Raw genomic sequence first — 26811 nt, forward strand, 5'->3', positions numbered from 1 at the left:
TAGGGTATAACATTCGAACGGAGTTTTTAGGTGGGTCGACTATTACTGCTATTAGTGTTCTGTTTAGGTCAACCCGTATGGGCTGACACGTCAGGTGGCGCCGAGATGGTGGAGACGCAGGCTCCAAAGGTAACGTCAGTTGATTCCGTAGCTCTCGTCAGCAAACGGTTTGAAGCGGGAGAGCTGACTGTCATTGAATTAGGGGGCCTGCTTCAGGACAACGTAAATGATGAAGAGTTTTTGCTAAGCCCCGGATTTGCCAGGCTGGTTGGGGTTTATGTCCAATCGCTCGCAGCGCAAACCGAAAAATTTGATCAATTGTCTGACGATGAGCAACATGCGATCGAGCATCTAAACAGAGCGAAGGTGAATCTGGTTGGTCCCCTGATGTTCGGCAACGATGTTGGGGGCTGTGTTATGGCCAAGGTCCTGTCAGATGAAGCTAAAAGGAAGCTGGATCTGGGCAAAGTGATTGCCTACCGAGGCAGTCCAGCTTGCTACCAGCACTTCAAACAGAAGGGCGTGCCTTGGCCGGAATCGGCAAAAATGTCAGGCATAGGGCCTTTGCATATGGCCGTGAAATACAACAATCGAAGAATGGTGACGTGGCTGATCCAGCAAAACCCTGATCTATTGAACCGTCAGGATAAAGAAGGCCGGCGCCCCCTGCTGTATTCCCAGGATGACGCTATGGTGAAGTTCTTGCTGAAACATGGCGCAACTCCACCGGAAGAATGGGACAAGTAACCCAAGGACTGATTGAAGCGGTAGTCTGCAATGGACGATGAAAAGCGAAGGCATATTACGGTAACCGCCACGACTCCGACCCAGCTGGACCTGCAACCGGGACAACGTTTGGCGCTTCGCTATGTCGTCACGCAACGGTTACGCTCTGATGGATCGGGTGTTTTGTACCTGGTGACTGAACAAGCAACAGGTGAGGAAGTGGATGTCCATGTTTTGCATCTGAGGGGGCGATAGATTCATGCGATGGCAAATGATCGGGTTGCTTTGCCTGGTGTTCGCGCTTCCTACTTCACGGGTAGATGCGGCAGCCGGTGAAGTGGAACACAAGGTTTCGCTAGAAACAGTCGATTTCTCCGATTTCCCGGTGGAGGCGTCTGACCAGGCACTAGAGTTCGTGGATTTCGACAGTCATCGGGACGCCATCAGTTTCAGGAGTCGATTCAATGCCCAGATGGGGCGTCCTGCCAACTTTGCTGGCCACTACCGTCTGGTCTACTGGGGGTGTGGCACTGGCTGTCAGCAGTTCTCCATTGTGGATATTAGAACGGGCCAAGTCTCTATGAATGAAGCCTGGTCAACGTCATTGGGCCTTTGCTTCCGGGCAGATAGCGCCTTGTTGATTACGAATCCCGGCGCGGGCGAGTCGATGAGAATGGAGACTCGCTATTACCAGTGGGATGGCAAACAGTTAAACCCGTTGGCGCGTGTATCAATGTCGGTGCTGGAATATTGTGATAGTGGCTATGAATAAAGACGTGTCTCATAATCAAGCCGGATGTAGTGACTTATGATGCCATGTATCGGGTGCAAGAAACCCCTGACATTTCCCCTAGATCGCACCGGGAAAGTGGGATGTAAAAACTGTGGTACCCGAATGTTCTGGTCACCATCTCGCGGTCTTCACCCTCTGAGCAATTATGAGGCCGTTACCCGAGTTGAGGATCTTTCAATTGAGCTGCCTTGTCCCTCCTGCGATGGACGACTCGCGCTCCGAGACTCTTTGAATAAAGAAAGAAAATTCCGCTGCTCCGGATGCAACGCTGTTTTTCATTGGTCGCCCCAGAAAGGGGTCAGCTTGCCCAACAACAACGACCGGCAAGAGGGCCAGCCAGGAAAAAACGCGCCTGAATCCAGCGATGATATCGGAACAATGCCGTGCCCGGGCTGCGCAAAACATCTTGAATTTTCTGTCAAAGATGATGCCTGTATTAGGTGCAGCTGTGGTCTCTGCTTGCATTGGGCCGCGCAATCAGGGCTGAAACTGGCGGAAAAACATGGCGAAAAACAAACGCTCATTGAGGGCAAATGCTATGAGTTGCCTGAGCTTGGTACATACACACCTTTGAGCGGCCTTAAACGCAGCAGTGAGGGCGGGCTGGCTAAGTTTTTTGGTGGGTTGGTAGCGGCTCTGCTCATCGCCCTGGCCGGTTTGTTGTTGCTTTGGGACTTGGCAGAATTAAGGAAAGTTGCCGGATTCTCGTTGCTTGTCGCCATCGCTGGCGGGTTTGCGACTGTGGTGCATAGCAAGCAAAAAAGATGGCTTAGATCCGGTGCCTGGGGCGGCATATTGCTTGTGTTAAACCCGCTGACGGTCGCTTTTCTGAACGCTCAGGACTTTGGCGATCTTTCGGCGTCTTTCTGGGCACAGCTTTCCTCCGGACCAGATCACGAGGTGGCCGGTTCTGAACATAGAGGGGGCACTCAAGCTGGAGGGAATGGGATCAGAACCGGGGGCACCGACCGCAAAAAAGTAAACAAGCCGCTATCGTTAGATGACAACTTCCGGGTAGTGAAACGCTTTCCTGCTTCCTCTGGCTCCTCTGGAGGGCATATAGAATGGGCAGAAGCGGGCGACGACATCCTTCTCCATATTCGTCGGGGTGATCTGGGTACACGAAAGGTGGGCATCGTTGATTTGTCGGGTTATACCGAGGTGTATAGCTATGCCAGCAGCGATGGAAGGAGAATTGCAGCCAACAGCTACGCCGCTTCCGGAGCAAGTGCCGTCTTTACCTCCCGCGACACAAGGACTAATTCCTGGAACTATCATCAGTATCGGAACGGTTCACTGGTAACAACGGAAATATCGTCGCTGGTAAAGAACGATGATCGATACGGAGGACAAGGCTTGGGGATCTGGGAGTCCGGGAATGTAACGTGGGTTATTCATGCTTCGCCAGAAAAGCAAAGCGGGTATCCCTATGACAACAATGATTACTATGCACTGTTTGATATCAATAATCCGCGCAGTACGCGGCCGGTAACCTCAAGCCTGAGCGGCGATAAAATCCAGGAAAGAAAAGGGGAATGGATTCGTGATATTGGGAAATCCGGACTGCTTATCGGCTATGAGGACTACGATAGCATTAAGATAAACCAGGCTATGGTCTACCGTTTGCGTAAGGGAGGGACTAACGCCGAGCCCCTGCTGGATAGGGCCGCAGAAATCGAAACAGTACGCTCGGGTGGTAATACGGTAGCGATCTTTTATAAGCCTGAAAGCGGTACCGATGAGGTTATGCTCAAATACCATGACTCTAACGGGATTGGCCATTCAATGAGTTTCTCCCGTGAGGGTGGGGCTCAAATTCATGCAGTCGTGAGAGGTAAAGATGTTTACTTCTCACTTGGCAGCAGCCGCATATACCAGCTAAATACTGCCTCTGGAGAAAAAACGCTATTTCGAAAGGCGTCTAAAAGCAGTTTTTGGATGGATAAAAATGATAACGGAGTTCTGGCGTTTTTCTATCGCGGATCAAATTCTGATAAACGTCTGCTTATTGGTTGTCCGGGTAACTTTCAAGAATATTACGGCAGCTGGCAATACGGGGCCCGATCCAGCGCTGCGGCAGCTTCCAATGAATCAGATATGGCGATAGGTCGGGATCTGGTCCTGCTGCCAAAATGGGAAGATGATTATCTTAATATCGGGATCGTCGAAATTCCCGAACACATTAAAACAGCCTGCTCCATCAGTGCAGCGTCCTATTAGAATTTAATCCGCGTCATGTGGTCCACCTTTGTCGCGTCCGCTCTCTCAAGCGGCCCTTTTGTGCCTGGAGCCGTGGTGTTCCGTCCCTGGCGGGCGGCCGCGTCGCTGGTCGGGCATTGCATATCAAGTCCGCACATATCGTTTTCGTTCAAATAGACGGCTCCCTCATAAAAGCTGTATTTTTTGCCCTTGTAGATAATCCTGAGATCTTCCACCGAACCGCTGCTATTAGGAAGAATCACAAATCGGCCTTTCTCAAGAATATCGAAAAAGAACTCCTTCAGAGCTTCGGTCTTTGCCGTTAATTTGAAAAGGGTGTCGTTGTAGTCTTTGCCGAATTTATCTTTTGAAAAAGCCGACACCGTATCGCCGTACACCCGGATCGAAATGATCGGTTGATCGCCATAGTAAGGTGAGCGGATTTTCAGCCCCTCCGATACCTTGAAGATCTGATCGTAGGCATAGGCGTTCGCCGAAAAAATCAGCAATAGAATCATTGCTGCTTTGATAAAGTGTTTCATATTTCATTTCTCCACGATTCAGAAAGATACCCTGTACCTATCTCTGGTGTTGTTTACTCAGGGCTGTTGTGGCGGATCAATTTCGGGATCGTTGTCCAGATTGTTCCAGTCGAACTCCCGCGAAAAGCCCTCTGTCATTATTCTGGAAGCGTCATCAGAGAGAGGGGGCGAGATGGTTTTGCATGTAATAAGGCACCCTTTTTCAAAGACCAGCTCCAGATAATCTTGCTCGTGTTGGCCAGGCTCCGGGCATAGGGTCAGCGCACCGGTGTAGTTAAGCGCGAGCTGGACATCCTCGTAGTGCCAATATCCCATGCCGGCATCGGTGGCTTCCACGCCATTGAGCGAGGGCAAGCTGTAGTCGCCAATGAGCTCATCCAGCGTTGCACCCAATTGGTCGCGAGTATTGGAAAGTGACCGTTGCAAGCGCTTTCTGGCGGGGGGCGTGTGGCTGACGTTTAGGTAATCGAGATACAGCTGTTCATCTGGGATATCAAAATGCGCGACAAACCCCGCCCAGTTCGAAGAATCTGTATTTTCGGGGTGAATACCGTGATCCCAGGGTGAGAAAAGAGTCTGATCTACGCCAAGCAGGATGTAGCCTGAGCCCCTGAAGCGTACGCATTGTGTTGGAACTTGCCTTGTCATGCCTCGTGCTCTTTGGCTGGCCGCAGTGTGCGAGGGATTTATAGGGAAAGTTTTACCTTATAACGGAATCGGCAGAAACGGAATACCGCTTCTCATCGTATAATTATCTGATCTGCTGAGTGCTCCCATGAGTACACCGGCGAATACTAGCGCTGCACACGTGCTTTAATTTGATTGTGTGCGCCAACAAATTGATTAAACGTGATTGGAGCCTGCAGCATGATTACGTGTGATCAGCACGACTACATAGAAATAGCGTGCATGTACCGGTACCCGATAAAACTCACGCTGAAGTCAGGTGCGGTGATCGAAGGTGTCGGGCTTGATACCGCGTTTGATGAGAGTCGAAACGAATGCATCAAGTTCGACGCAAATGGCGTTGTCAGCTTGGTCGCAACCGATACCATCGCATCGCTCGAAGCGCGTGTGGATAACCCGCATTTTCAGAGCGTTTCTTTTGTCTAGTTTGGGCGTATGCTTGGGGCATGACGCTTCACCCACCAAATGCACTATAACTCCCTTTCGGAACCTTCTGGTAAATAGCCGCGTCAATGAATAACCCTCTAACAAATAAATAATCACCGGAGAGATCGAGTGAAATGTAAAGTTATAGGCGATACGGTCGCATTGGCCGATTTGAGAAACATCAAAAATCAGCCGGTACAGGTTCCCCAGCCCGGCAAACTAGTTCATCTGCAGTTCAGACGCTTTGCGGGTTGCCCGATTTGTAATCTCCATTTGCAGTCTTTCTTCAAAAATTCCGCACAGCTGCAGGAAAACAACATCCACGAGGTGGTCGTCTTTCATGCCAGCCAAGAGCGCATGCTAAAAGATGTGATTGATGTGCCTTTTGATCTGATTGCGGATCCTTCCAGACAGCTGTACCGAGCGTTTGGCGTGGAAAGCTCATGGAAAGCGATTCTCAATTTCAAAATGATGAGAGGAGCACTGAACGGCGTACGCAAGTTCGGCATGAAAAAACCGGAAAGCCTGGAAGCGGAGCTGGGGCTGCCAGCAGATTTCCTGATTGATGAAAGCGGGAAAATTGTCGCTCTGAAATACGGCAACCACGCGGATGACCAGTGGACACTGAACGAGGTGATCCAGCACGCCAAGACCGAGCAGGTGAGCGCATGAGTTCGACAGCCATTTTATACCCCGCTTTTGCGATGTTCGTGTTGACCATGACCTGCATCTTCAGGCTGGGCACTCTGAGGTTCTTTGCCGTTAGGGCGCGGAAAGTCCGGTTGAGCTACTACCGCACCTACAACGAAGGCACGCAGCCGGATTATCTGCACTTGATGGCCCGCCATGTGCAGAACCACTTTGAAGTGCCGCCGCTGTTTTATATTGGCATCATTTTCGGTTTGGTTACCGGCAACACCGCCATGATTACGTTGATTTTCGCCTGGGCATTTGTGGCGGCCCGGGTGGTACATTCCGTCATCCACCTGACCAACAACAACGTGAACTACCGGTTTTTCGTTTTCGTGTTGAGCCTGGTTTGCTTGTGCGGGTTGTGGGGTTCTGTGATGTTTCCACTGCTCTGATTAGTAGACGATTCCTGAGCCGAAATGCCGGATTTCAATTTTTTTGGATTTTTTTTGGAATAAAGTTTCGGCCCAGTCGTCTTCCTGATGAAAACTGCCCATAAGGGTCCATCAGAAGGAGGACGAAACTATGAAAAAGCACGTTTTGACTTTTGCGATTTGTTCCATTCTTTCAACCGGCGCATTTGCCGCTGAAGGCGCCGCATCGGCCAATGTTCAAGCCGATGCCAACATGAGCGCCAGTGCCAACGGCAACGACGGTGTCTCGGCCCAAGGCAGTGGCTCAGCATCTGCTCAGGGTAATGTAGACGGTGAGGCAGCGCGCCGTGAAGCTTCTGAACAAGGGCGGGCGGCCAGCAACGAAGCTCGCCAGAAAACCAACGCAGCGGTGAGCGCCGGTGTCGAAGCGGGCCAGAAAGTCCGCGGCAAAGCGAATGCCACTGCCGATGCGGCCGCCAACAAGGCTGCTGAAAAACGCGCCGCGGTAAAAGATCGTGTGAACAAGACTCGCAGCTCGGAAGTCCGCGTAGAAACCAATCAGCAAATTGGTACCTCGGTATCGGATTCCGTGAAAGGTGAAGTTCGGAACTCCGTAAAAGGCGCTGTCAAAGGCTCTACCGGTGGTGGAGTACTTTAACCACGCCGTTTGATGATAGCCGAGCCTGTAAAGGCTCGGCTTTCTTCTGGTCAGGAGATACCTTTCATGCATTTGACACAACGTTTTCCTAAGTTGCCGCTTGTGGCTGTGATGGCGTTGGTTACGCCGGCACTGTGGGCTTCAGAGCGCGCCGAACTGAACGGTCATTTGGCTGCGGGCATGGAGCACGACAACAACCTGACGGTTGACGAACTGAACCGCTCCTCCGATAACAGCGACGAAGCCTGGGTCTTCGATGCCGGGCTGGAAGCGATCTTGAAACCCACAAACGCTCTGAACCTGACACTGGATTATTCGGTGTCTGGTAGCCGCTACCAAACCTACGATGAGTTTGATCAAAACATTCATCTGGCCTCTGCGGATCTGAGTTACGATTTTGATCCGGTCACGGTGGGTGCCAGCTACCACTATTCCCACGCGACTCTGGACTCTGATCCGTTTTTGGATTTTACGAGAACCAGCGTCTACCTTGGCAGTCTGCTGGGCGACAGCACCTATGTCATGGTGAGCCTTCAGGACAAAACCAAAGATTTTGAGGAAGGCGACGCCCGGGACGCCGATATCAAAGGTGCCAGCCTGGATGCGTTTTTCTTCTTTAATGACGCGCGCAGTCACCTGCTGTTCGGTATAGACGGTGATCGCGAAGATGCGCAGGCCGATGCCTATGACAATCGGCTCGTTCGCGTGCGGGTCAGCTGGGTGCACAGGTTTCAGCTGGCGGAGCAGGACAATCGCCTGCAGCTGAAGTGGCGTTACGAAGATCGCGAATACGACGAGGTGGTGATCGAACCGGATGCGCCGCTATTGCAGAACCCGTTTACTTCAGATTTGCAGGAGCGCACTTCAGAACAACGCGCAGACCAGGCCTGGATCGTGGAAGCCGGCTGGCGGATCGGGCTGAACGAGGTACTGAGCCTTGAACCGAAAGTATCTTACGGCCACTACACCTCAAACGTAGACTCGGCGGATTACGACAAAACCGTGGCGGGCGTTACTCTGCGGGCGGATTTCTGAAACGCTCAGATTGATCGTCGAGAAAGCCGTGGCCAAAACCCGGGTCGCGGCCTTTGTCTCCCAGATCTTCAGCGTGGTCAATCAGTGCCTGAATCGCCTGCTCTTTGCTCATACGCGGCAACGAACACGCAAGCAGGGCAGCGACCACCGGGGCCGCCAACGAGGTGCCGCTGTCGCGTACCAAGCCGCCGTTAGTGTGAGCCACCGGCACGTCCACACCGCGCGCGGCAAATGCCACGTGGTTTCCCCGGTTTGCCCACCGGTATAGCGCGCCTGCGTTATCCACCGCCGTCACCCCGATCACCCCCTCATAAGCAGCGGGATACAGCGGCGGTGCAGCGGGGCCCTCGTTGCCCACAGCGGCGACCAGTATCGGCCCCTGTTTTTGCAGGCTTTTGATGGCAGCGGCCAGAATCCGGTTATCCGGGCCGGTCAGGCTGATATTGATGACCGAAGTCTTTTGCTCTGCCAGCCAGTTTAATCCTTCCAGCAAATGAGCGAGCGTTGCCCCCGAAGTCGCCCCGGAGCCCTCGTAGAACACCGATGCATTGAACAAGGTGGCGTGCGGCAGTCGGGCTCGGGATTGAGCACCAAGCTGGCCCATTAGCACGCTGGCAACAGCGGTGCCGTGGGCACGAGGTGCTGTCAGTTCACCGGGTTGGTTTGCCATCGTTAAGAACGGTTTCTGAATGATGCTCGCCTGATCAAACGCTGAATGTTCATCGCTAATCAGCGTATCCACCATGCCGACCCGAACGGGGTCCGAGCACAGGCTGGCGATCGGCTGTTGGGGCCCGTTGGGCACTGCACCAGCAGCCCGGCTTTGCGGGCTGTAGATGTGGTTGCGGTCGAGTCGTTCTGACAGTTCGGGTAACAGTTTTTCCAGCGCGGCACGGGAGTCAATGTCCGGGCGCACCTGAAAACGCACCACGGTCAGCCCCAAGCCTTCAAGCTCTCGTTGCTCCAGAATCGTCACGCCGGGGCGGCGGAGCTGAACCAGTTCATCGGCGGTGGCTGTGATAAGCCATTGCCTGGCCACAGCTCGGGAACCATCGCGTTGGAGTGCCTCGTAGAAGGCAGTTTCGCCATTGCGGGTACGGACAGGCAACAGCTCCGACAGTTGCCCTTGCAGTTGCTCCGGTAGCTCGTCGGCGTTGACCATACGCTCGCGAGTCCGCTCCGCCACTTTGCGCTCCACCAATGCTTCGGCGCGCCGTTCGACCTGTTCGGAAATGCTGTCAATTCGCCCGTCAATAAGACCGCTGGGGCCGACACTTTGTGCCAACCCGGGCGCAATCAGTAAGGCCGGCACCATCAGCCAGTGGAACGTTGGTCGCTTCATCATCGTGTAGACCCAGGTAAAGAGGAGTTTCTAACAGAACAACGGCTGGACCGAAAAATAATTCCCAATCAGAGGGAATAAATCCCGCTGTGACCCGTTGTACAGGTAACACATATCGACAAAGGGCGCCATGCGACAGGAAATCACGGAACTATTGCCGAGCTTGAGGCGGTTCTCCTACTCACTGACCGGGTCCGCGGCTGATGCGGACGATCTGCTTCAAAACACGGTTGAACGGTTGTTGAGCCGGCCGCGGCCTGAAGACGCAGACATTACCCCGTGGGCATTTCGGGTGTGCCGCAACGTGTGGATTGACGAGTGCCGGGCTCGCAAGGTTCGTCGTGATGCGGCAGAACACCCGGAGCTCAGTGACGGCCAGATTTTTGATGGCGATAAGCAAGTAGCCAACGAAATGGAGGTTAACCGCGTGGACCAGGCAATGAGCCGTCTCCCGGAAGACCAGCGCCAGATCATATCGCTGGTGGCGATTCAGGGACTGTCTTATCAGGCTGTCGCAGAGATTTTGTCGGTGCCCAAAGGTACGGTAATGAGCCGGCTGGCTCGTGCGCGCGGCGCATTGAGTGAGGCGCTGGCGCCTGAGACAACGAGGATCAAGCAATGACCAACGTGGATGAAAAACTCTCGGCTTTTCTCGATGGCGAATTGCTCGCCGAGGAAATGCAGCAGATTCGTGATCGTCTAGCAGTAGAGCCTGCGCTGGCTGCGCGTCTGAGTGAACTGTCGCTGGTCGATCAGACTCTGCAGGCCCATTACGGGGAAATAGACCACCGGCCATTGCCCGAGGCGATCACGCAGATGTTGGGTATGGCCAAGAACGAGCCCGAACAACCTCTGAACAATGTGATTCGTTTTCCTTTACGGGAACGGCTTCGCGCTCATACCGGGAAGGCCATCGCTGCCGCTTTGGTTGGTGGCTTTGCCTTGGCCCAGTGGCTGTCGCTGCCTACGATGGATGCGGATGCGTCCTGGCAGGAGGTGGCGCAGGTGCTGGAATCGACGCCCAGCGGTACCAACTACACCTTGGCTAGCGGAGAACAGCTGACACCGCGGCTGACGTTCGTGAATCACGACGGTGAATACTGCCGACAGTTTCGGGTACAAGGCGATACCAGCCGTTCTGAAAATATTGCCTGCCTGAGTGGTGACGAGGCCCGGGCATGGGATCTGGCTGTGCGTTTTGAAGTGGCGGGTGAGGTTGCCGAGGATCGCTATCAAACAGCCAGTGGCGGCTCGGCGCTGGATGCCACCCTGGATAAGATGATCGCAGGCCCCATAGTGGCACCTGAAGATGAACGGCGCCTGATCGAGCTTCAGTGGTCGCCAAACCACTGAAGCTTGACGGTGGCAAACGCGCTTAAGCGTTTCTGCGCTGCTCCATCTCGTTGCGGTACTGGCTGCCCAGATCCGTTTTCTGTTGATCGGTCAGTACCTTGCCGCCCATCTGGAACACTTCCTGTTCTTCCTCCTCCAGGTGATGGCTGACAAGGTGTTGCAGCTCCTTGAATAGCTGGAGCCATTGAGGGCTGGAATAATCGGTTTGTTCAAGCTGCTCGATGCATTCATCAATGTCGTGATGCTCGGCAACGCTGTGGCGGGCTTTGTCCTGGGTTTGTTCGTGTTGCATCAGGTGGGCGTAGAAATGCTTTTCTTCAGCCGCCGCGTGTTCGGTCAGCTCGGTTTTTAGCTTCGCAAAGCCCTGGCGGCGGACTTGCTCATCGCCAGAGGTATCGGCCAGTTGATCCAGCAGTTCCCGTTGTACGTCGTGATCCTGTCTCAAGGCTTCGAACACGTTCACTATGGCTCTCCTTATCGGCTTGAACACCGAGATAGTGTAGAACACATTTGAACGGGTTTTATTTCGACTTGGTAATCTCGATTTTGCGCCCCAGCTTCTCGAGCGCCATCAGCGTGTCGGTGTACTTCACCATCCGGTCGAGATACGCCGGTGACAGACGCTGCATCTCGGCAATGGCCCGGCTGACCAGCCGGTGGGCGTTCATCGGGCCGGCATCTTCGGGAATATCTTCGATGGCATGCTGAATGCGGTCTTGAAGGGCTTGAACACCCTGGTCAGCCGATGCTCGGGCCATGGCTTTCAAGGGTTGAGGGCTGTTTGGTGTGGTTTGTGAACCGGTAAGTTCTTCCTCTTCTGTTGCCCCGAAAATCAGTTGCTCGATTGCGGAGCGGGGCGCTTGTGCCGGAACGCTTGCTGGAGCTTGATTGAGTTTGTCGATCAACTCGAGCAGGGGAGAGCGACGCGGGGGCTCGGCCGCAGAAGGTTGCTCACCATGTTCATCCTCTGTGGTTCGTAATTCGGCGACCGCCCGCTCCAGTTTGCGCCAATGCGCGGAGCCCTCCAGCCCTTTCGCCCGCAGGCGCTGTTCGAGCGTTGCCAGGTAGTGAAAGCGCACCGGATCAACTTGGTCCGCGCCGGCCGCCTGCAACGGAGCAAGCAGAGACGATTCAGCCAGATTAGCCATCAGCTTTCGGTATCCGATTGGGGGTCGGCTGCGGTGCTGTTTGAGGCGCGCGGCACGGTACTGATCTCCACCCGTCGGTTCTGAGCGCGGGATTCGGCATCCACATTGGGTACTGCGGGGTGGTGTGCGCCAAAAGCCGCGGCGAAGACCCGGTCGTTCGGCAGGCCCAGTTCCATCAGCGTGCGCGTTACGGTGAGCGCACGCTGCGCCGACAGTCCCCAGTTGTCCTGATACCGGCTGCTCCGATGCATCGGCAAGTCATCGGTAAAACCGCTGACCATCAACAATTCATCGTGTTGAGTCAGGTAGGTCTTCAGCGGCGTAACCAGCGATTCCAGCACCTCGACCCCATCGGCCTGTAACTGAGCCGAATTCAGCTCAAACAGTACGTTACCGCTGATGCCAATGCGGCCATTGCTGAAGGTCACCAGGCCTTTGGTCAGTGGGTCTTCCAATGCTTGTTCCAGCGCAATACGGCGCTCTTCTTCGGCTTCGCGTTTGGCTTTTTCTTCCGCCAAAGACTGGCTGAGTTCCAGCTGTACCCCGATCACCCACACCAGTATCAGCACCAGAATGCCGACCAACGCGGCCATTAAGTCGGAGAAAATCGCCCAGATCGGCGTGGACTGCTGTTCGCTGTCCTCCAGATGTTCCATCAGTCCACCCCGCTGGTCTCAAGCTCACCGCGCCGCAGTGCCGCGGCGGCATCAATAACATCTTTCTGGGAGCTGACCGACAGGTCGATGACTTCACGGGCCTGGGCCACGTAGTAGGCTAGCTGCTCGTCGTGGCGGTTGCTGGCGGTGTCCAGCGCTTTCTGGATGTTGTTGAGGTTGTCCTGGAGTTGCGCATTGGACGCGCTGAACAATTCCACGGCCTTGAGGAAGGCCTCGCTGAGCGCACCCACTTCCTGGCTGCTGCCGCTCAAGTCCTCGCCCAGTTTGCCGAGCTGCTGGCTTTGCTCCTGAATGAGTACATTGAAACGCTCGCTGATGCCGGTCAGAGTCTCGCCAGCACCGCTGATCAAAGAATCCACCGCCTGGCGTTGGCTGTCGGCGTTGCTGCGCTGGGATTCCAGCAAGCTGTCCAGCTCTTGCACCAGGCGCTGGCGTTCTTCCAGTAACTGGTTTTCCCGTTCGCTATTGCGGGCCATCTCGGATTGCAGCTGAGAAATCACCTGCGCCGCCGCTTTCGGGGTTTCTGAAGCGGTCTCAATCAGGCGAGTCATGGGCGCTTCCAGCCCCGCGCCGAGCTCGGTCAGGTGTTTGGTCACCGAGGCTTCCAAGTCAGCCAACTGGTTGTGCGCGGTTTCGCCGCGGGCCACTTCTTGTGCATGCAGCGTTGTAAGCTGCTCGCTGATACGGGTAATCAGTGCATCCAAACCTTGCTGCTGTTGGCTTGCAATCCCGGCGGTCTCGTTTCGGAACTGAGTTTGGTAGTCCTGCAGAGTGTTCTGCAGATCGGTCACCAGCTTTTCGGCGGTTTGCTGTTGTTGTGCAACACCGGTTTGCCAATGCTGGGCAGTTTGTTCTGTGGCACTTTGAACCTGCTCGAACAGCTGCTTCTGAGCTTGCTCCGAGCTCTGTTGCAAGGCTTGCTGATGTTCAGCGGAGGCCTGCTGCTGCGCCTGAAGATTCTGCTGCCAGTGTTCGCTGGCCTCACGGGTGGTTTTCTGGAAGGTGTCGGTCAGCTCGGCCAGTTGTTGCTGGGTGGTCGCCGCCCAGTGTTCATGAAGCTTACCTGCGCTGGCTTGTAGCTCGGTCATGGCCCCGGTAACAATCGGTTCAATCCGATCCGCGGTCAGGCGTGTGCTGGATTCCAGTGCGTTCTTGAGCGATTCCGCCACAGAAGCGGCCAGGGACTGATAGTGATCGCCCACTGTACTGTGGAAGTCATGCTGGTTTTGGATCAGGGATTGTTCCAGTTGCTGGCCCAGTTGCTCCATACGGGCGGTCATGCTTTCCATGGCTGATGCCATTTGCGGCAGGGCGTCGGCTTGCGACTCCAGCGCTGTGAATGCTTGTTGGCGCTGGTAGTCTGCGGACAGATGGTGCAAGCGCTGGCGCAGGGTGTTGTCCAGTTGGCGGGAAACCTGTAACCGTTCACGCCGGCTCAGGGTAGAGGCCAGTCCCAGCATGGCGGAAGCTGCCACACCGGCAATGGAGGTGCCAAAGGCCAGGCTGAGCCCGGCAATGGGCGCGGCCAAGGCGCTGCGAATGGCGCTCAGCTCGGTGCTGCCATCCAGGGCCGACGCGGCACCGCTCAACGTCACGATCATGCCGGCAAAGGTGCCCAGCAAACCGAGCATCACCAGCAGGCCAACCAGATAAGGGGTAAATTGCGGGCTGGGCAGGGCCGCAAGATGACCGTCAATGCGCCGCTGCACCGCAAACTGTACTTGCTCCGGCAGGCCGGCTAGCCACCCCGACAGTTGCTCGCGGTTTTCCGGAGTTGTCGTCAGTTTATCGGCCAGTTTTCGGGTGGTGCTGCGAAAGCCCATCAACTCTACAAAGCCCAGCGTATACACCACGGCAATGATCATAGTGACAGACAGCGCCAACAGGTCGGAATAGATGAAACGCTGGCCAATCCAGCCGGTTACCGCCAAACCTGTAACAAACGCGAGAAAAAAGAAAAGTCTGCTCATGGAGAGTGATTTACCTCGTTGTGGCAGGCCTCTAGCAGCCCCAACACCGGCTCCAGCCGAACATCCAGTTCAGCGAGTAAAAGATTCTGCGAGTCTTCGCAGTAACGGTGGAGCCAGTCATCCGGCGTGTGGCCGGTTTCAGGGGGTGAATCAGAGGAGGGTTGCAGGCTGTGGAATCGCTGTTCCAGAACCTTGGAAATATGAGAAAAACACTGGCTGGTGTAGCTGGCCATGGTGTGGTCGAAAACCGAATCCAGTTCCGCCAGACGAGCAAGGTCCTGATTATGATCTTTCATCGCCTTGCGCACTTTGTCCCGGAGTTGGCGGCTGGAGGCCGCCACCTTGCGCTGCAGCACCAGCCAGGCATTCAGGTAGGTTTCGGCTGTGACACTATCGCCGGCTTCGACTTCCTCACCGTAGCGTCCGATTTTGCGCCGCAATGCCCGCCGGATGTTGCTCAACTCTTTAGTCAGTTGCTCGAAAACCGCCTCCTGATTCATGCCGGGCTGGCGGCTTCGAAACGCGGTCGCCGCATCCAATGACATGGTATCTCCAAGCCCGAATAAACGGCTTAGTCGCTCGGCGAAGCAGGGCAGGTTGTGAGGTTTTCGAGGTGCATCGCCGGTGGCCAGAAGCTGCAACAGCCGGGCATGAGCACTGCCGGATTGTACAGAGGCCATTGGATCCATAGGCGGCGCACCGGGTCAGGGTATTGGAAGAATAACGAACGAATATTTATTAAAGTTCGCTATTCTACTGCCTAACCGGGCCGAATCATAATGGTTACCTAAACCGCCGCATCGGCTTGTGGTTCGGCTCTGGACTCCGGCGTCGACCGCCGCCACGCTATCAGGAAAATACATAACCCGGCCAGCGCCGTGGCAGCGCCGACGTATCCGGTGGATTGCCAGCCAAATCCTGCGGTGATAGCCAGCCCTCCCAGCCAAGGGCCCAGAGCATTGGCCAGATTAAAGGCAGCGTGATGAGAGGCGGCCGCCAGTGTTTGAGCGCCAGCGGCCACATCCATCAGATGAGTCTGCAGTGCCGGCCCCAGCGCAACCATCAACGCAGTTAGGAAACAGGCGGTCAATAATGCGGGTAGGTAGCTCGTGGTTGATGGAAACACACTTAGGATAACGGCACTGAAAATCAGCACCACGCCTACGGCGCGAAATTGCAGGCGATCAAACAGCCAGCCCCCGAGAAGATTGCCAACAAAACCGCCCAGCCCGAACACCACCAGGGCAACGGGAATCCAGCCTTCATCAACCCGTGTGACCTGCAGCAAGGTGGGAGCCAGGTAGCTGAACACGGTGAACATGCCAGCGAATCCGATGGAGCCAATGGCCAGTGCAAGCCAGATGTCTGGTTTGTTGAAGGCTCGAAGTTCGCTCAGAGCGCTGTGACGTTGCTCGCTCGGATCTCTCGGCAGCAATAAGGCGACCAGCACGACTGTTAACAGGGAAATGGCGCCAACGAAGCCGAACGCATAGCGCCAGTCCATGGATTGCCCCATCACCGTGGCCAGGGGGTTGCCGATCAGCAGTGCCAGGGTCAGCCCCATCATGATCTGGCTCACCGCCTTGGCCCGCTTGTGTACTGGTACCAGCGAGGCTGCCACCAGCGCAGCGACACCGAAGTAGGCGCCATGGGGCAGTCCGGCGATAAACCGGAAAACCAGCAGGGATTCGTAATTGCTGGCCAGTGCACTGGCCAGGTTGCCCAGCGCGTAGAAGGACATCAGTAGAATGAGCAGCTGCCGCCGGAACAGTTGCGCGCCGAGAATGGCCAGAATGGGCGCACCGACCACTACGCTCAGCGCATAGGTGGAGATAAGGTGGCCTACCTGCGGCTCAGAAACGCCGAGATCCTGAGCGACATTGGGCATCAATCCCATAATGGCGAATTCACCGGTACCGATACCAAAGCCGCCCATCGCCAGCGCAAAGACGATCAGCCAGGTCGGAAGGCGGGACTCGGAATTGTGGTTGGCGGCGCTCAATCTGATCTCCTTGATCCAATCAGGGAAGAGAAAGCCCGCCATTGTCAGGGTTGGGTGCTCTAACGGCTATAAGCGATTATGAGGATGGATATTAGCTTGCTAATTCAAGCCGTAGCGACGTTCACGTTCAAACCGGAAAAATCCCTCTTCTTCCTCCCGCTCGATGGTCGGGGCAGAAAACCCGAAATGCTCCTGGCGAAGATCCGTTAACGCGGCCTCCAGTTGGTCGCCGTTCAGGCGGTTCTGCAAGGCGCGTCTTTCGGCCATGTAAGCTTTGCCTTTCTGCCATTTTTCCTCCCGGCGCTGGTCTTCCTCGGCCAACTGGCGAACGGCTTCTTCGGAGTAGCCTATCTGGCGGCGCAGATCGTTGATAGTTTGCTGGCGCTTGTCTGCAGGCAGGCTGGCAAGCTGCTGTTGCACGCTGTCCATGGCAAACAGGGCATGGCCGGTCGCACCGGAACCCGCCAGTTGCCGGGCCAGATCGGCACCATAGAGTTCGTCTGCGGTGGTCTTTAGCTGGTGAGCCAGTTCGGGCAGTGGCATCTGGTTGGCCTGGTCCAGCCGCGCCAGAGTCTGCTGGAACTGGTCCGATTTGGCTTCCACCGGGTTCTGCTCCTCAGCCCAGATCTGGCTTGCCAGGGGGCCGAAAATCGCTTCCCGTTGCTGCCAGAGTTCGGCGTAGCGTTCCATGTCCGGCAACCCCTGTAAACGAAGCTCGTGATTGTCGAGCCACCGGTTGTACAGGTCCAGCTTGGCCATTAACGCGAAAATGCTGTCGGCCAGTTCTGGAAAGGCCGTGGTGATGGCGGACTGGAAAAGTTCGTTACCGGAATCCGGGTAACGCGCCAACAGGTTTCGGCGTTCGTTATACAGACGTGCCTGGGTGGCCGGCTCGGTGATGGTGTCGCCATAAAGCTCCAGGTATTTAACGGCTAGTTCGACAACGCGTTGGTCACCGCTTTGGGTTGGCTCGGCGGTGGGCGTCGCGGCTGCATGTGAAGGCGCGGAGCTGTCGTGTACCTGACTGGCCGTTGTCTTTGATGACTCGGGCCAGTAATGAACACCGCCGGCAACCAGTAAGGCCATGGCACCGAGCGCCAATAAGGAGTTGAGTGGTTTCATTGCAGCGGTCCTGCCAGTGGTCTTGCAGAATGTGGTCCCGGCCGTTTTCCGGCCGGGACACTAGGGCGCTCAGAGAAGCGGTTGCAGTTTCGGCCAGATCAGATCAGCGATCTTTTTCGAACCGCTATCCGCCGGGTGGATACCATCAAAGATGATGTCGCGGTCGTTGATTACCCAGCGCGGATCCACAAATGTGCAGTCCAGTACCGAGTTCTCGCAGGCCCGGGCCAGTGTGGCATTGCCGTAGTCCACCGCCTCTTTCATGTCGTCCAGCCGGAACAGGCCGTTCTTGGTGTAGTAGTAGCCGGTCAGAATGCCGTTCTGAACGCCGGCTTCCGCCATCTCGTTCAGGAAATCGACGCCTTCCACATAGATATCATCGATGAAATCACGGCATTGCTGGCTCAGGCGCCCGAAGCGCCACCAGGGTGTCTTGCAGTTGTTGGAGTTGAAGGCAATCGCAGGAATCAGAATGTCATTCCCGCCGGCATCACCCACAATGGTTTTGATATCCGGGTTATCGGTAACTGCTTCCCGGAACTGATTGGGAATGGACGGGGCAATCAGCTCTCCGGACAGCTCTGCACCGGAGACCGTGTAGCGCCGGAAGGTTTCGCCGGCTTTGGCCTCCAGCTGATTCTGGATTTCACCGGAGAGGGCAAAGATGGAATCACCAACGAAAACCACCTGGTCGTTGTCGGCGTCGGTGACCTTGTCGTTACTGAGCAGATAGCCGAGTTCACTGCAACCGGTAAACAGCAGGGCCGCGCCAAGTGCCATGGCTGGCTTGAGGGTTTTGCCCAGGAAATCGGGCAGGAACGAACGGTGTTCATTAATTGTCATTGTTTGAACTCCTTGTGTAAGGGATAGACGGTCCGTCTATGGGTACTGCCCTTTCAATATCGTCCATGGGGGCTGGTTTGCAGAATGGGAGAAGAGGCTTCGGAGTTGTCAGATCCGGCCATCAGTCGGTCATTGTGAACCACCTCTCAGTTCTTGACCTGTCTCAAGTGGCGGTCAGCACTGGCTTGTATTTTTTCCTTCAGCGTCAATTATAGGTAGTCAGAGAAACCTCTTTGGTCAGATGCGAGGAGCGCCATGGATTTCAAAGACTATTACGCCGTCCTCGGTGTGAGTGAGTCTGCCACGCCCGAGGAGATCAAGAAGGCCTACCGTAAGCTGGCGCGGAAGCACCACCCGGATGTCAGCAAAGAGGCCGACGCGAGCGACCGTTTTAAAGATGTGGGCGAAGCGTATGAAGTGTTGAAAGACCCTGAAAAACGGGCCGAGTACGATCAGTTGCGCAAGTACGGTGCCCGCGCCGATGGCTCATTCCAGCCGCCACCGGGCTGGCAGAGTGCCTCGGGCTTTGGCGGTGGAGGATACACCGAGGCCGACGCTCGCCAGTTCAGTGATTTTTTTGAGGAAATCTTCGGCGGTGGCCGGCGTGGAGGCTTCGGGGGTGGCGGTTTTCACCAGAGCATGAGAATGCGGGGCGAGGATGTGCATGCCCGGCTGGCCCTGTTTCTGGAAGAAGCTTTGACTGGCTGTGATAAGCAAGTGTCGTTCACGGTGCGCGAGGTAGATGATCACGGCCGCCTGGTAACTCGCCCTAAAACACTGAAAGTGAAAATTCCAGCCGGCATGCGCGATGGCCAGCACTTACGGCTTAAAGGGCAAGGTGCGCCGGGAATAGGCGGTGGTGCGCCCGGGGACCTGTTTCTCGAGGTAGAGCTGGCACCGCATCCGCACTTCACCGTTGAAGGTGGCGACGTGTTGGTAACATTGCCCATCGCCCCCTGGGAGGCCGCTCTGGGGGCAACCGTCACCGTGCCTACCGTCAGCGGGAAGGTGAACGTAAAAGTTCCCAAAGGCTCCACCAGTGGCCGCAAGCTGCGGTTGAAAGGCAAGGGTTTTCCCGGCAAGCACCCGGGGGACCAGATCGTGATTCTGCAGGTTGCCATGCCGGAACAGCATTCCGCTGAGGCGAATGAGCTCTATGAGAAGCTGGCCGAGCTAGAAAAGAACTTCAATCCACGTAGCAAACTGCATCTGTAGGCGGGGGCAAGGATATGACCAACAAAACCCAGATCCTGACCGTGGAAATCATCGACAACGGAGGCCGCACCTTTACCCTCAAAGAAGTGTGCGAGCGGGGCAATTGCCATGCTGAGTTTGTCATCAAGCTGGTGACCTACGGCATTTTAGTGCCGGTTGAGGATGTTCCGGAGGCTCGCGAGTGGCAGTTTGATGCGGACGCGCTTAATCGCCTTCAGAAAGCGCTGCGCCTGCAGCGAGACTTGAAACTCAACCTGCCGGGGTTGGCGGTTTCCCTAGACCTGCTCGATGAGCTTCACGAAATGCGGCGGGAAGTGGCCCGGTTAAATCAAAGAGTTCACCAGCTGATGGGTGATTAAGCCCGGGGGTAGGTTGTCTTCTACCCCTTTCCTCACAAAACCTTCATGTGAAATTTCTGGACAATTGCCAATTTTGGGATTAATTTCCCATTTATGTTTTTTGGGAAAATAATCCCAATAATTGAATTGGCCCGAACATGAGAGGAATTGAGATGAAGCGTAATGGTCTTTCCGTAGCAGTGAAGATGGTCATGATGGGTACGGTCGCAGGCTCGCTGATCGCGTGTGGCGGCTCGGGTTCCGGCAGTGGTTCGTCAGCAAGCTCAGGGAACGATGGTCGTAGCGTGGGGGCCGTTACCGGGTTCGGCAGTGTTTACGTCAACGGTACGCGCTTCAAAACCGATGGCACAGTAACCAGCAACGATGGTCTCGAGCGCGAAGACCAGCTCCAGAAAGGTATGGTGGTCAAGGTTAGTGGCAGCTGGAATGGCCAAGGTGAAGGTCAGGCCCGCGAGGTTTCCTACGACGACACCCTCCGCGGCCCGCTCACCGAGGCAACCTGGAGCAGCACCGATAAAACAGGCAGCCTGACTCTGCTGGGCCAGACGGTCGAGCTTGATGCTAAAACGGTATTTCGCGGCGCAACCGCAGCAGAGCTGGCCGGTAATCCAACGAACTATCGCGTGCGAGTGAGTGGCTGGCGTACCGCTGACGGGCAGTTCCGTGCCAGCTATGTGGGTGCGAAAGTCATCGGGTTGGAATTTGATGGTACGAACGAAGCCGAGCTTGAAGGTATCGTGGCTGACCTGGATGCCACCGCCCGCACGTTCACCATTGCCGGGTACAACGTGAACTACGAGTTGGCCAGCGGTGATGACGACTTTGATCTGGCCGATCTCGAAAACGGCATGACGGTGGAAATCGAAGGTTACTTGAACGGCGACCTGCTCATGGCGAAGGAAATCGAACAAGAAGACGATCTTTTCGAGGATGACGACGACGTAGAAATCTCCGGTGATATCTTCGCGTTCGATGAATCGGCAGGCACCTTTATGCTCAACGGCGTTCAGGTGCAGCTCTCTGATGATACTGAATTCGACGACATGGACAGCAGCACCCTTCAGGACGGTACCTATGTGAAGGTAGAAGGCGAGTTCCGTAACGGCGTTCTGATTGCTGAGGAGATCGAAGGTCAGGAAGGCGATGCCGAACTGAGCGGCAAGATCCAGGAGTTTGATCGTGAGAACGAAATCCTGACCGTAAGCGGTGTCAAAGTCTGGCTGACGGACACCACGCTCATCGAGACGGAATCAGACGAGCGCAGAAGCCGAGAAGACGATCTGAACGCTCTTCAGGTAGGCGATTATGTGGAAGTAGAAGGGCGCCAGCGTGATACCGATGGCGGTTATCTGGAAGCTTTCGCCATCGAGCGTGAAGACGCCGAAGGCGAAACCGTTGCAGAAATCGAAGGTCGTGTTGATGCGATGGGCGAAACCTCTCTGACCATCATGAACCTCGAGATTCGGTTCGGAGCCTATAGTGCGGCTGGTGTAAGCGTGGGTGACGAGGTGGAAGTTGAATACACCCAAAACACTGGCGGTGAATTCGTACTGGCCAGCGATGTGAGCAATTAATCTCTCGAGTTGAGAAAGGGCTGCCATAAGGCGGCCCTTTCTGGCTTTCAGGCTAGCTATGGGAATACAATCCCAAACATGACGACACCCAATACCAATCCTCTCCACAAAGCGTTGTATCGCATCCTTCGACCTCTGGCCCGATTGCTGTTGCGCAATGGTATTCCGTTCAGCGAATTTGCTGATCTGGTGAAGCGTGCTTATGTGGAAGCGGCCCTTGAAGATTTTACCGATGGGCGACGCAAACCAACCGATTCCCGAGCCGCCGTGATGACGGGGCTCACCCGTAAAGAAGTGAAACGTCAGCGTGATTTGCTGGCCGGTGAACATTCCGGCTCTGAAGGCCGCTCCCACGCCAACCGCGCGTCCCGTGTGGTGTCTGGTTGGGTTCGGGATACTGCCTTTCAATCGGCTGATGGTCAGCCAGCCATGTTGCCCTTTGAAGGTGACGGCAGCTTCACCGATCTGGTGCGCAAATACAGCGGCGATATGCCGCCTCGAGCCGTTCTGGACGAATTGTTTCGCGTGGGCGTTGTGTCCGCGGATGAACAAACCGGCAAACTGCACCTTCAGAAGCGCGCCTACGTACCCGCAGGCGACAGCGAAGAAATGCTGCAGATCTTTGGTGAAGACGTGTCAGATCTGGTGGCAACGATTGATCACAACCTGACCGAAAGCCAGCCCGGCCGGGTCCCACTGTTCCAAAGAACACTCACCTACGACAACATCCCCGCAGACGTGATCGAACGCTGGCAACAGTTTGCGGCCGAGAAATCGCAGCGATTGCTGGAAGAACTAGACCAGTGGCTGGCGCCTTATGACCAGGACCTTTCGCAATCTTCCTCCAGCCATTCAGGAGAGCGGGTGCGCACTGGTGTGGGGGTATTTTATTTTGAAGATCCGATTCAGGCGCGCAGCGCTGCTGATTCCACTTTATCTGATGACCATCACCAGCCTGAACCGCTGGCAGGAGACCCAAATGAATCCGGTATCCATTAAAAAACGCCTGACGCTGGTACTCACTCCGATCACCCTCGGCATTCTGGCTGCTTGCGGAGGCGGTGGTGGCACCAGCATTGCGGATGGCGGTATTCGAGGCACGGGCTCCAGCGTTGGCCCGGTATCGGGTTTTGGCAGCGTGTTTGTAAACGGCGTGAAGTTTGAAACCCGCGATATCGTCAATCAGCGCGTTGAAAGCAACGACGATATTTCGACCGAAGCTGACCTTGAAAAAGGCATGATCTTACGGATCGAAGGGGAGTGGAATAAAGACGGCTCCGGCAATGCCGAAGCCCTGAAATACGACGACACCTTCCGCGGGCCGGTGACGGATATTGTAGTGCCCGACGAAAGCACCGGCACACCCGGTAGTTTCCGTGTATTGGGACAAACGATTAGCTACGATCGGCGCACGGTAGTACGTGTCAAAGATGGCAACCTCACCGAAGGCATGACGGTACGAGTCAGCGCCTGGCGCATGGCAGACGGATACCGCGCCAGCTTCATAGGCAGTGCCACCACAGGCTCCGACTTCCCCCTGGAATTGGAAGGACGAATCGACGAGGTTCAGTTAGATAAGTTTCGGATTGGCGATCAATGGATTCGTGGTGGTCAGAACGTAAGTTATCCCGGAGACCTCACGATCAACGACATCGTGAAAGGTGCATTGGTTGAGGTGGAAGGCCGCTTCCTCTCTGAGGGTGGCGATGTCACCGCCGCCGAAATCCGTGCCTCGGACGACCGCCGCTTCCTCTCAGATGAAAGTGGCGAAATAGAAATGACCGGCCCGGTGCAGTCCCTGAACGTGCCCGGCTCAACCTTCGCATTGAACGGCATTCAGGTTGTCTATGACGACAACACCGAGTTCGACGATTTCGCCCGTTCACGCATCGCCGATGGCCTGCTGGTTCAGGTGGAGGGCGAGATTAAATCTGGCCGACTGTATGCCGAAGAAATTGAACTGTTCGAAGGCAATGCGGAAGTGGAAGCTGCAGTGTTGACCCCCTTTGAAGGTTCGGCAGAAAACGAGTTGAATGTCGGAGGTGTTCGGGTTCGGATTACCAACAGTACGTTGATCGACAGAGACGATGACGACCAAACGCCGCTCTCTGAAGCGAAGTTTCTGGAAGTGGAAGGTGTCGAACAAAAAGATGCGAATGGCGTTTTCAGCTATCTCGAAGCGCTCAACATTGAAATCGAGTCTGATGACAGCGGTGAGTATGAGCTAACCGGGCAGTTAACCGCGGACGACCCAAACTCCAGAAAACTTACTGTCCTGGGCGTCGAGATAACCTACGATCAAAACGTAGGAAGTGAAAACGAAGGCTGGCGCGACTGTGCCGTTGTAAGCGTCGAATACCAAAAAGTCACCGACGGGTTTCAGGCAACCGGAATCGAATGCGATGATTAAGGCTAAGTGATTTCGCACTAGCCCGAGGGAGCACTAACCCATGAACCATCTTGCCCATACGTTTCTCGCGCCGGATTCTGCCGAGGCGCGTGTGGGCAGCATTCTCGGCGACTTCACCAAAGGCATCGACTGGGCAGGGCTGCCGAAACCGGTTCTGGAAGGCGTCCGCCACCACCTGGCGGTGGATACCTTCACCGACCAACACCCACAAGTGCTGGCCAGCAAGCAACTCTTCTCCAAACAGCGCCGGCGCTTTGCCGGTGTCGCGCTGGATATCCTCTACGACCACTTCCTGTTGCGGCACTGGCATCGTTATAGCGAGTTCGAACAAACCGCGTTCATACACACCGTATATCGGGAACTCAGCGCCCAAGAGCCGCTCATGCCACCGGCCATGATCAGGGTTACCCGACGCATGGTGGAACACGACTGGTTCAGTGCCTATCAGGAACTGGACAACATCGGATTCGCCCTGGATCGGGTAGCCGAACGTATTCGTTTTCCCAATCAATTTACTGGAATAATTGATGAAATTCGGGAGAATGAGCGGGAACTAGAGGCGAATTTCTTGGAGTTCTTCCCCGAACTGCAAACCTTCGCCCGCCAGTATCCGGACACCTGACAAGGAGCCCAAGATGGGTGAAGCAAAGCGACGCAAACAAACAGGCGCACCTGCGCCGCGTAACCAAGGCAACAAAAAACCGGCCTACATCGCAATAGCCGCGGTGGTTGTTGTAGCTGTGATTGCTGCGGTCTATTTCATGACCACGCCGCCTGCGCCTACCTCCAGTAACTTGCCGGTGGCCGCTGAGAACGCCGACGAGTTTCCGGCTGTTTTTGATCAATACGGCACCTCGGTCGGTGCGGAAGATGCCCCTGTGGTGGTGCGGGAATTCGCCGACTACCAGTGCCCGGCCTGCGCCCGCTTCTCCGAAGCCAGCCAGCGTTTGAAAAAAGAATACGTCGAATCCGGCAAAGTGCGTTTCGTGTACTTCGACCTGCCACTGCGCCAGCACCCGAACGCCATGCCCGCTGCCCAAGCGGCACGTTGTGCCGGTGATCAGGGTGAATACTGGGCCATGCACGACAAACTCTACGGCTCGCAATCCGACTGGAGCGGCTCAAACGACCCGGTTGCCACCTTCACCCGCTACGCCAACGACCTCGGCCTTGAAGAACGCCGCTTCCGCCGCTGCATGACCACAGAGCTGCACAAAGAAGCCGTTGAACAAAGCCTGCAAGTTGCCATGCAACTGCGCGTCGCCAGCACGCCAACGGTTCTGGTCGATAACATCCAGCTGACCCGTCCCGGTTGGGGCCAGCTGTCCGCAGTAATCGAGCGCGAACTAAACAAAGCCGAAGACTAAAGACTCTCCAACCCCCGCACAGAGTTAGCCCTGTGCGAGGGACCCCTTTCCAAAATCGTGCGCAGCCATGGATGGCGGAGCCGAGCGTACAAGGACGTATCCACAGCGTATTTTGGAAAGGGGTCTCTCGTGCAGGGCGGCCCCAATGCTCCATTCACGGTAACCCCCAACTTGCACCCGCCCCGGAGTGCGTTAAAATCGCCCCCAAGCTGGCAAAGAGCCCGCGATAACCATCAACCATGCTCCGGATTTACGATCCGGCCCGCAGGAGAAAAACATGAGCAACAACGTAGTTGTCTGCGCACTCTATAAGTTCGCAGTCGTAAACGATTACAAAGACCTACGCGACCCACTGCTAAACCTGATGCTGGAAAAAGACGTGCACGGCACACTGCTGCTGGCTCGTGAAGGCATCAACGGCACTATCGCCGGCAGCCGTGAAGGCATCGACGCCGTTAAAGCATGGATCGCCAGCGACGAACGGTTCGACGGCATCGACTACAAAGAATCCTTCGTAGAATTCCAGCCCTTCAAACGCACCAAAGTTAAACTTAAGAAAGAAATCGTCACCATGGGCGTTGAAGGCATCGACCCCAAACGGGTGGTGGGCACCTACGTAGATCCCAAAGAATGGAACGACCTGATTTCAGACCCGGAAGTGCTGGTGGTGGATACCCGCAACCAGTACGAAGTCGAAATCGGCACCTTCCAGAACGCGCAAAACCCCGCCACAGACACCTTCCGTGAATTTCCGGACTACGTGAAAGAAAACCTCGACCCGGCCAAACACAAAAAGGTTGCCATGTTCTGCACCGGCGGCATCCGTTGCGAGAAGTCCACCGCCTATCTGAAAGAGCAGGGCTTCGACGAGGTTTATCACCTGAAAGGCGGCATCCTGAAGTACCTGGAAGAGGTGCCTCAAGAGCAAAGTCTGTGGAAAGGTGAATGTTTTGTATTTGATGATCGGGTCACGGTTAATCACAATCTTGAGCGCGGAGACTACGACCAGTGCCACGCTTGCCGTCGCCCGATTACCGAAGACGACAAGCTGCGCCCGGAATATGAACAAGGCGTGAGCTGCCATCAGTGCATTGAATCACTGACCGAAGAACAGAAGGCCCGCTTCAAAGAGCGCGAACGCCAAATGCGCCTGGCGGAACAGCGGGGCGAAGCCCACGTAGGTGGTGAAGCAGCCCGAATTATTGCCGAGCGGAAAGCGCGCAAACAAGCAGAGCGTGAGCGCCAGGCGCGGAAAAGTCTGGAAGGCGAGCGCACCCGCAACTCGGCGTCATCGTAAGA

Annotated in this window: 30 protein-coding genes; 19 read left to right on the plus strand and 11 right to left on the minus strand. The window is 55.6% G+C overall.

Annotated features, from left to right (window positions below):
• Positions 1-105: 105 nt before the first annotated feature.
• The 4 genes from JAO79_RS05590 (at position 106) to JAO79_RS05605 (ending at position 3739) form a co-directional block, all read left to right on the plus strand.
• Complete coding sequence (locus tag JAO79_RS05590; protein WP_199006126.1) at positions 106-747, plus strand: ankyrin repeat domain-containing protein; 642 nt, start codon at positions 106-108, stop codon at positions 745-747.
• Positions 748-777: 30 nt separating this feature from the next.
• Positions 778-981 carry a hypothetical protein gene (locus JAO79_RS05595; RefSeq protein ID WP_199006127.1) on the plus strand — a complete coding sequence of 68 codons (204 nt, stop codon included), beginning with the start codon at positions 778-780 and terminating at the stop codon, positions 979-981.
• A 4-nt stretch (positions 982-985) separates the two neighbouring features.
• Positions 986-1498: a hypothetical protein gene (locus JAO79_RS05600; RefSeq protein ID WP_199006128.1), complete on the plus strand. Its 513-nt coding sequence runs from the start codon at positions 986-988 to the stop codon at positions 1496-1498.
• A 249-nt stretch (positions 1499-1747) separates the two neighbouring features.
• Complete coding sequence (locus tag JAO79_RS05605) at positions 1748-3739, plus strand: hypothetical protein (protein ID WP_199006129.1); 1992 nt, start codon at positions 1748-1750, stop codon at positions 3737-3739.
• Here the strand turns inward: JAO79_RS05605 and JAO79_RS05610 are convergent.
• Both JAO79_RS05610 and JAO79_RS05615 read right to left on the minus strand, forming a co-directional pair.
• Positions 3736-4260, minus strand: coding sequence for a hypothetical protein (locus JAO79_RS05610; protein ID WP_199006130.1), 525 nt, complete (start codon positions 4258-4260; stop codon positions 3736-3738). The genes JAO79_RS05605 and JAO79_RS05610 overlap by 4 nt on opposite strands.
• Before the next feature lie 57 nt (positions 4261-4317).
• Complete coding sequence (locus JAO79_RS05615; protein ID WP_199006131.1) at positions 4318-4908, minus strand: hypothetical protein; 591 nt, start codon at positions 4906-4908, stop codon at positions 4318-4320.
• A gap of 219 nt (positions 4909-5127) precedes the next feature.
• Between JAO79_RS05615 and JAO79_RS05620 the strand changes: the two genes are divergently transcribed.
• The 5 genes from JAO79_RS05620 (at position 5128) to JAO79_RS05640 (ending at position 8130) form a co-directional block, all read left to right on the plus strand.
• Positions 5128-5373, plus strand: coding sequence for a Rho-binding antiterminator (locus JAO79_RS05620; RefSeq protein ID WP_199006132.1), 246 nt, complete (start codon positions 5128-5130; stop codon positions 5371-5373).
• A gap of 129 nt (positions 5374-5502) precedes the next feature.
• The gene (locus JAO79_RS05625) at positions 5503-6045 is read left to right on the plus strand and encodes a peroxiredoxin-like family protein (protein ID WP_199006133.1); all 543 of its coding nucleotides are present in this window, start codon (positions 5503-5505) and stop codon (positions 6043-6045) included.
• Positions 6042-6458: an MAPEG family protein gene (locus JAO79_RS05630; RefSeq protein ID WP_199006134.1), complete on the plus strand. Its 417-nt coding sequence runs from the start codon at positions 6042-6044 to the stop codon at positions 6456-6458. Before JAO79_RS05625 ends, JAO79_RS05630 begins: the two co-directional genes overlap by 4 nt.
• A gap of 130 nt (positions 6459-6588) precedes the next feature.
• Positions 6589-7095: a hypothetical protein gene (locus tag JAO79_RS05635; protein WP_199006135.1), complete on the plus strand. Its 507-nt coding sequence runs from the start codon at positions 6589-6591 to the stop codon at positions 7093-7095.
• Between the two features lie 66 nt (positions 7096-7161).
• Positions 7162-8130 (plus strand): surface lipoprotein assembly modifier, encoded by a 969-nt coding sequence (locus tag JAO79_RS05640; protein WP_199006136.1) that lies wholly within the window; start codon positions 7162-7164, stop codon positions 8128-8130.
• Here JAO79_RS05640 and JAO79_RS05645 read toward each other — a convergent pair.
• Complete coding sequence (locus JAO79_RS05645; protein ID WP_199006137.1) at positions 8108-9475, minus strand: S8 family serine peptidase; 1368 nt, start codon at positions 9473-9475, stop codon at positions 8108-8110. The genes JAO79_RS05640 and JAO79_RS05645 overlap by 23 nt on opposite strands.
• Before the next feature lie 127 nt (positions 9476-9602).
• Between JAO79_RS05645 and JAO79_RS05650 the strand changes: the two genes are divergently transcribed.
• Together JAO79_RS05650 and JAO79_RS05655 are read left to right on the plus strand one after the other, a co-directional pair.
• Positions 9603-10094 (plus strand): RNA polymerase sigma factor, encoded by a 492-nt coding sequence (locus JAO79_RS05650; protein ID WP_199006138.1) that lies wholly within the window; start codon positions 9603-9605, stop codon positions 10092-10094.
• On the plus strand, positions 10091-10825 hold the full coding sequence (locus JAO79_RS05655; protein ID WP_199006139.1) for a hypothetical protein: 735 nt from the start codon (positions 10091-10093) through the stop codon (positions 10823-10825). Before JAO79_RS05650 ends, JAO79_RS05655 begins: the two co-directional genes overlap by 4 nt.
• A 22-nt stretch (positions 10826-10847) precedes the next feature.
• Here the strand turns inward: JAO79_RS05655 and JAO79_RS05660 are convergent, their stop codons facing one another.
• From JAO79_RS05660 to JAO79_RS05695, 8 genes are all read right to left on the minus strand, one after another.
• The gene (locus JAO79_RS05660; protein WP_199006140.1) at positions 10848-11288 is read right to left on the minus strand and encodes a hemerythrin domain-containing protein; all 441 of its coding nucleotides are present in this window, start codon (positions 11286-11288) and stop codon (positions 10848-10850) included.
• 58 nt (positions 11289-11346) lie between these two features.
• Positions 11347-11973 carry a DUF2894 domain-containing protein gene (locus JAO79_RS05665; RefSeq protein WP_199006141.1) on the minus strand — a complete coding sequence of 209 codons (627 nt, stop codon included), beginning with the start codon at positions 11971-11973 and terminating at the stop codon, positions 11347-11349.
• Positions 11973-12629, minus strand: a complete 657-nt coding sequence (locus JAO79_RS05670; RefSeq protein ID WP_199006142.1) for an OmpA family protein — start codon at positions 12627-12629, stop codon at positions 11973-11975. The genes JAO79_RS05665 and JAO79_RS05670 overlap by 1 nt, the downstream gene beginning before the upstream one ends.
• Entirely contained in the window at positions 12629-14620 is a 1992-nt protein-coding gene (locus JAO79_RS05675; protein WP_199006143.1) for a DUF802 domain-containing protein, read from the minus strand. Before JAO79_RS05675 ends, JAO79_RS05670 begins: the two co-directional genes overlap by 1 nt.
• A complete protein-coding gene (locus JAO79_RS05680) occupies positions 14617-15309 on the minus strand; it encodes a DUF3348 family protein (RefSeq protein ID WP_227664332.1) in 693 nt (230 codons plus the stop codon). Before JAO79_RS05680 ends, JAO79_RS05675 begins: the two co-directional genes overlap by 4 nt.
• 98 nt (positions 15310-15407) lie before the next feature.
• Entirely contained in the window at positions 15408-16556 is a 1149-nt protein-coding gene (locus JAO79_RS05685; protein WP_227664440.1) for an MFS transporter, read from the minus strand.
• 165 nt (positions 16557-16721) lie between these two features.
• Positions 16722-17744, minus strand: coding sequence for a hypothetical protein (locus tag JAO79_RS05690; RefSeq protein ID WP_199006145.1), 1023 nt, complete (start codon positions 17742-17744; stop codon positions 16722-16724).
• 69 nt (positions 17745-17813) lie between these two features.
• Complete coding sequence (locus JAO79_RS05695; RefSeq protein WP_227664333.1) at positions 17814-18587, minus strand: SGNH/GDSL hydrolase family protein; 774 nt, start codon at positions 18585-18587, stop codon at positions 17814-17816.
• Between the two features lie 255 nt (positions 18588-18842).
• Here JAO79_RS05695 and JAO79_RS05700 point away from each other — a divergent pair, with 255 nt between their 5' ends.
• From JAO79_RS05700 to JAO79_RS05735, 8 genes are all read left to right on the plus strand, one after another.
• Positions 18843-19802 carry a DnaJ C-terminal domain-containing protein gene (locus JAO79_RS05700; RefSeq protein WP_199006146.1) on the plus strand — a complete coding sequence of 320 codons (960 nt, stop codon included), beginning with the start codon at positions 18843-18845 and terminating at the stop codon, positions 19800-19802.
• 14 nt (positions 19803-19816) lie between these two features.
• Complete coding sequence (locus tag JAO79_RS05705; protein WP_199006147.1) at positions 19817-20161, plus strand: chaperone modulator CbpM; 345 nt, start codon at positions 19817-19819, stop codon at positions 20159-20161.
• A 152-nt stretch (positions 20162-20313) separates the two neighbouring features.
• Entirely contained in the window at positions 20314-21735 is a 1422-nt protein-coding gene (locus JAO79_RS05710) for a DUF5666 domain-containing protein (protein ID WP_199006148.1), read from the plus strand.
• A gap of 78 nt (positions 21736-21813) precedes the next feature.
• The gene (locus tag JAO79_RS05715) at positions 21814-22734 is read left to right on the plus strand and encodes a DUF6502 family protein (RefSeq protein WP_227664334.1); all 921 of its coding nucleotides are present in this window, start codon (positions 21814-21816) and stop codon (positions 22732-22734) included.
• Positions 22715-24145 (plus strand): DUF5666 domain-containing protein, encoded by a 1431-nt coding sequence (locus JAO79_RS05720; RefSeq protein WP_199006149.1) that lies wholly within the window; start codon positions 22715-22717, stop codon positions 24143-24145. The genes JAO79_RS05715 and JAO79_RS05720 overlap by 20 nt, the downstream gene beginning before the upstream one ends.
• Positions 24146-24185: 40 nt before the next feature.
• Entirely contained in the window at positions 24186-24767 is a 582-nt protein-coding gene (locus JAO79_RS05725) for an ACP phosphodiesterase (RefSeq protein ID WP_199006150.1), read from the plus strand.
• Between the two features lie 13 nt (positions 24768-24780).
• Positions 24781-25512, plus strand: a complete 732-nt coding sequence (locus JAO79_RS05730; RefSeq protein WP_199006151.1) for a DsbA family protein — start codon at positions 24781-24783, stop codon at positions 25510-25512.
• 277 nt (positions 25513-25789) lie between these two features.
• On the plus strand, positions 25790-26809 hold the full coding sequence (locus tag JAO79_RS05735) for a rhodanese-related sulfurtransferase (protein WP_199006152.1): 1020 nt from the start codon (positions 25790-25792) through the stop codon (positions 26807-26809).
• Positions 26810-26811 lie beyond the last annotated feature (2 nt).

It is taken from the genome of Marinobacter litoralis (genome assembly GCF_016427555.1).
In the GTDB taxonomy this organism is placed as follows: Bacteria; Pseudomonadota; Gammaproteobacteria; order Pseudomonadales; family Oleiphilaceae; genus Marinobacter; species Marinobacter litoralis_A.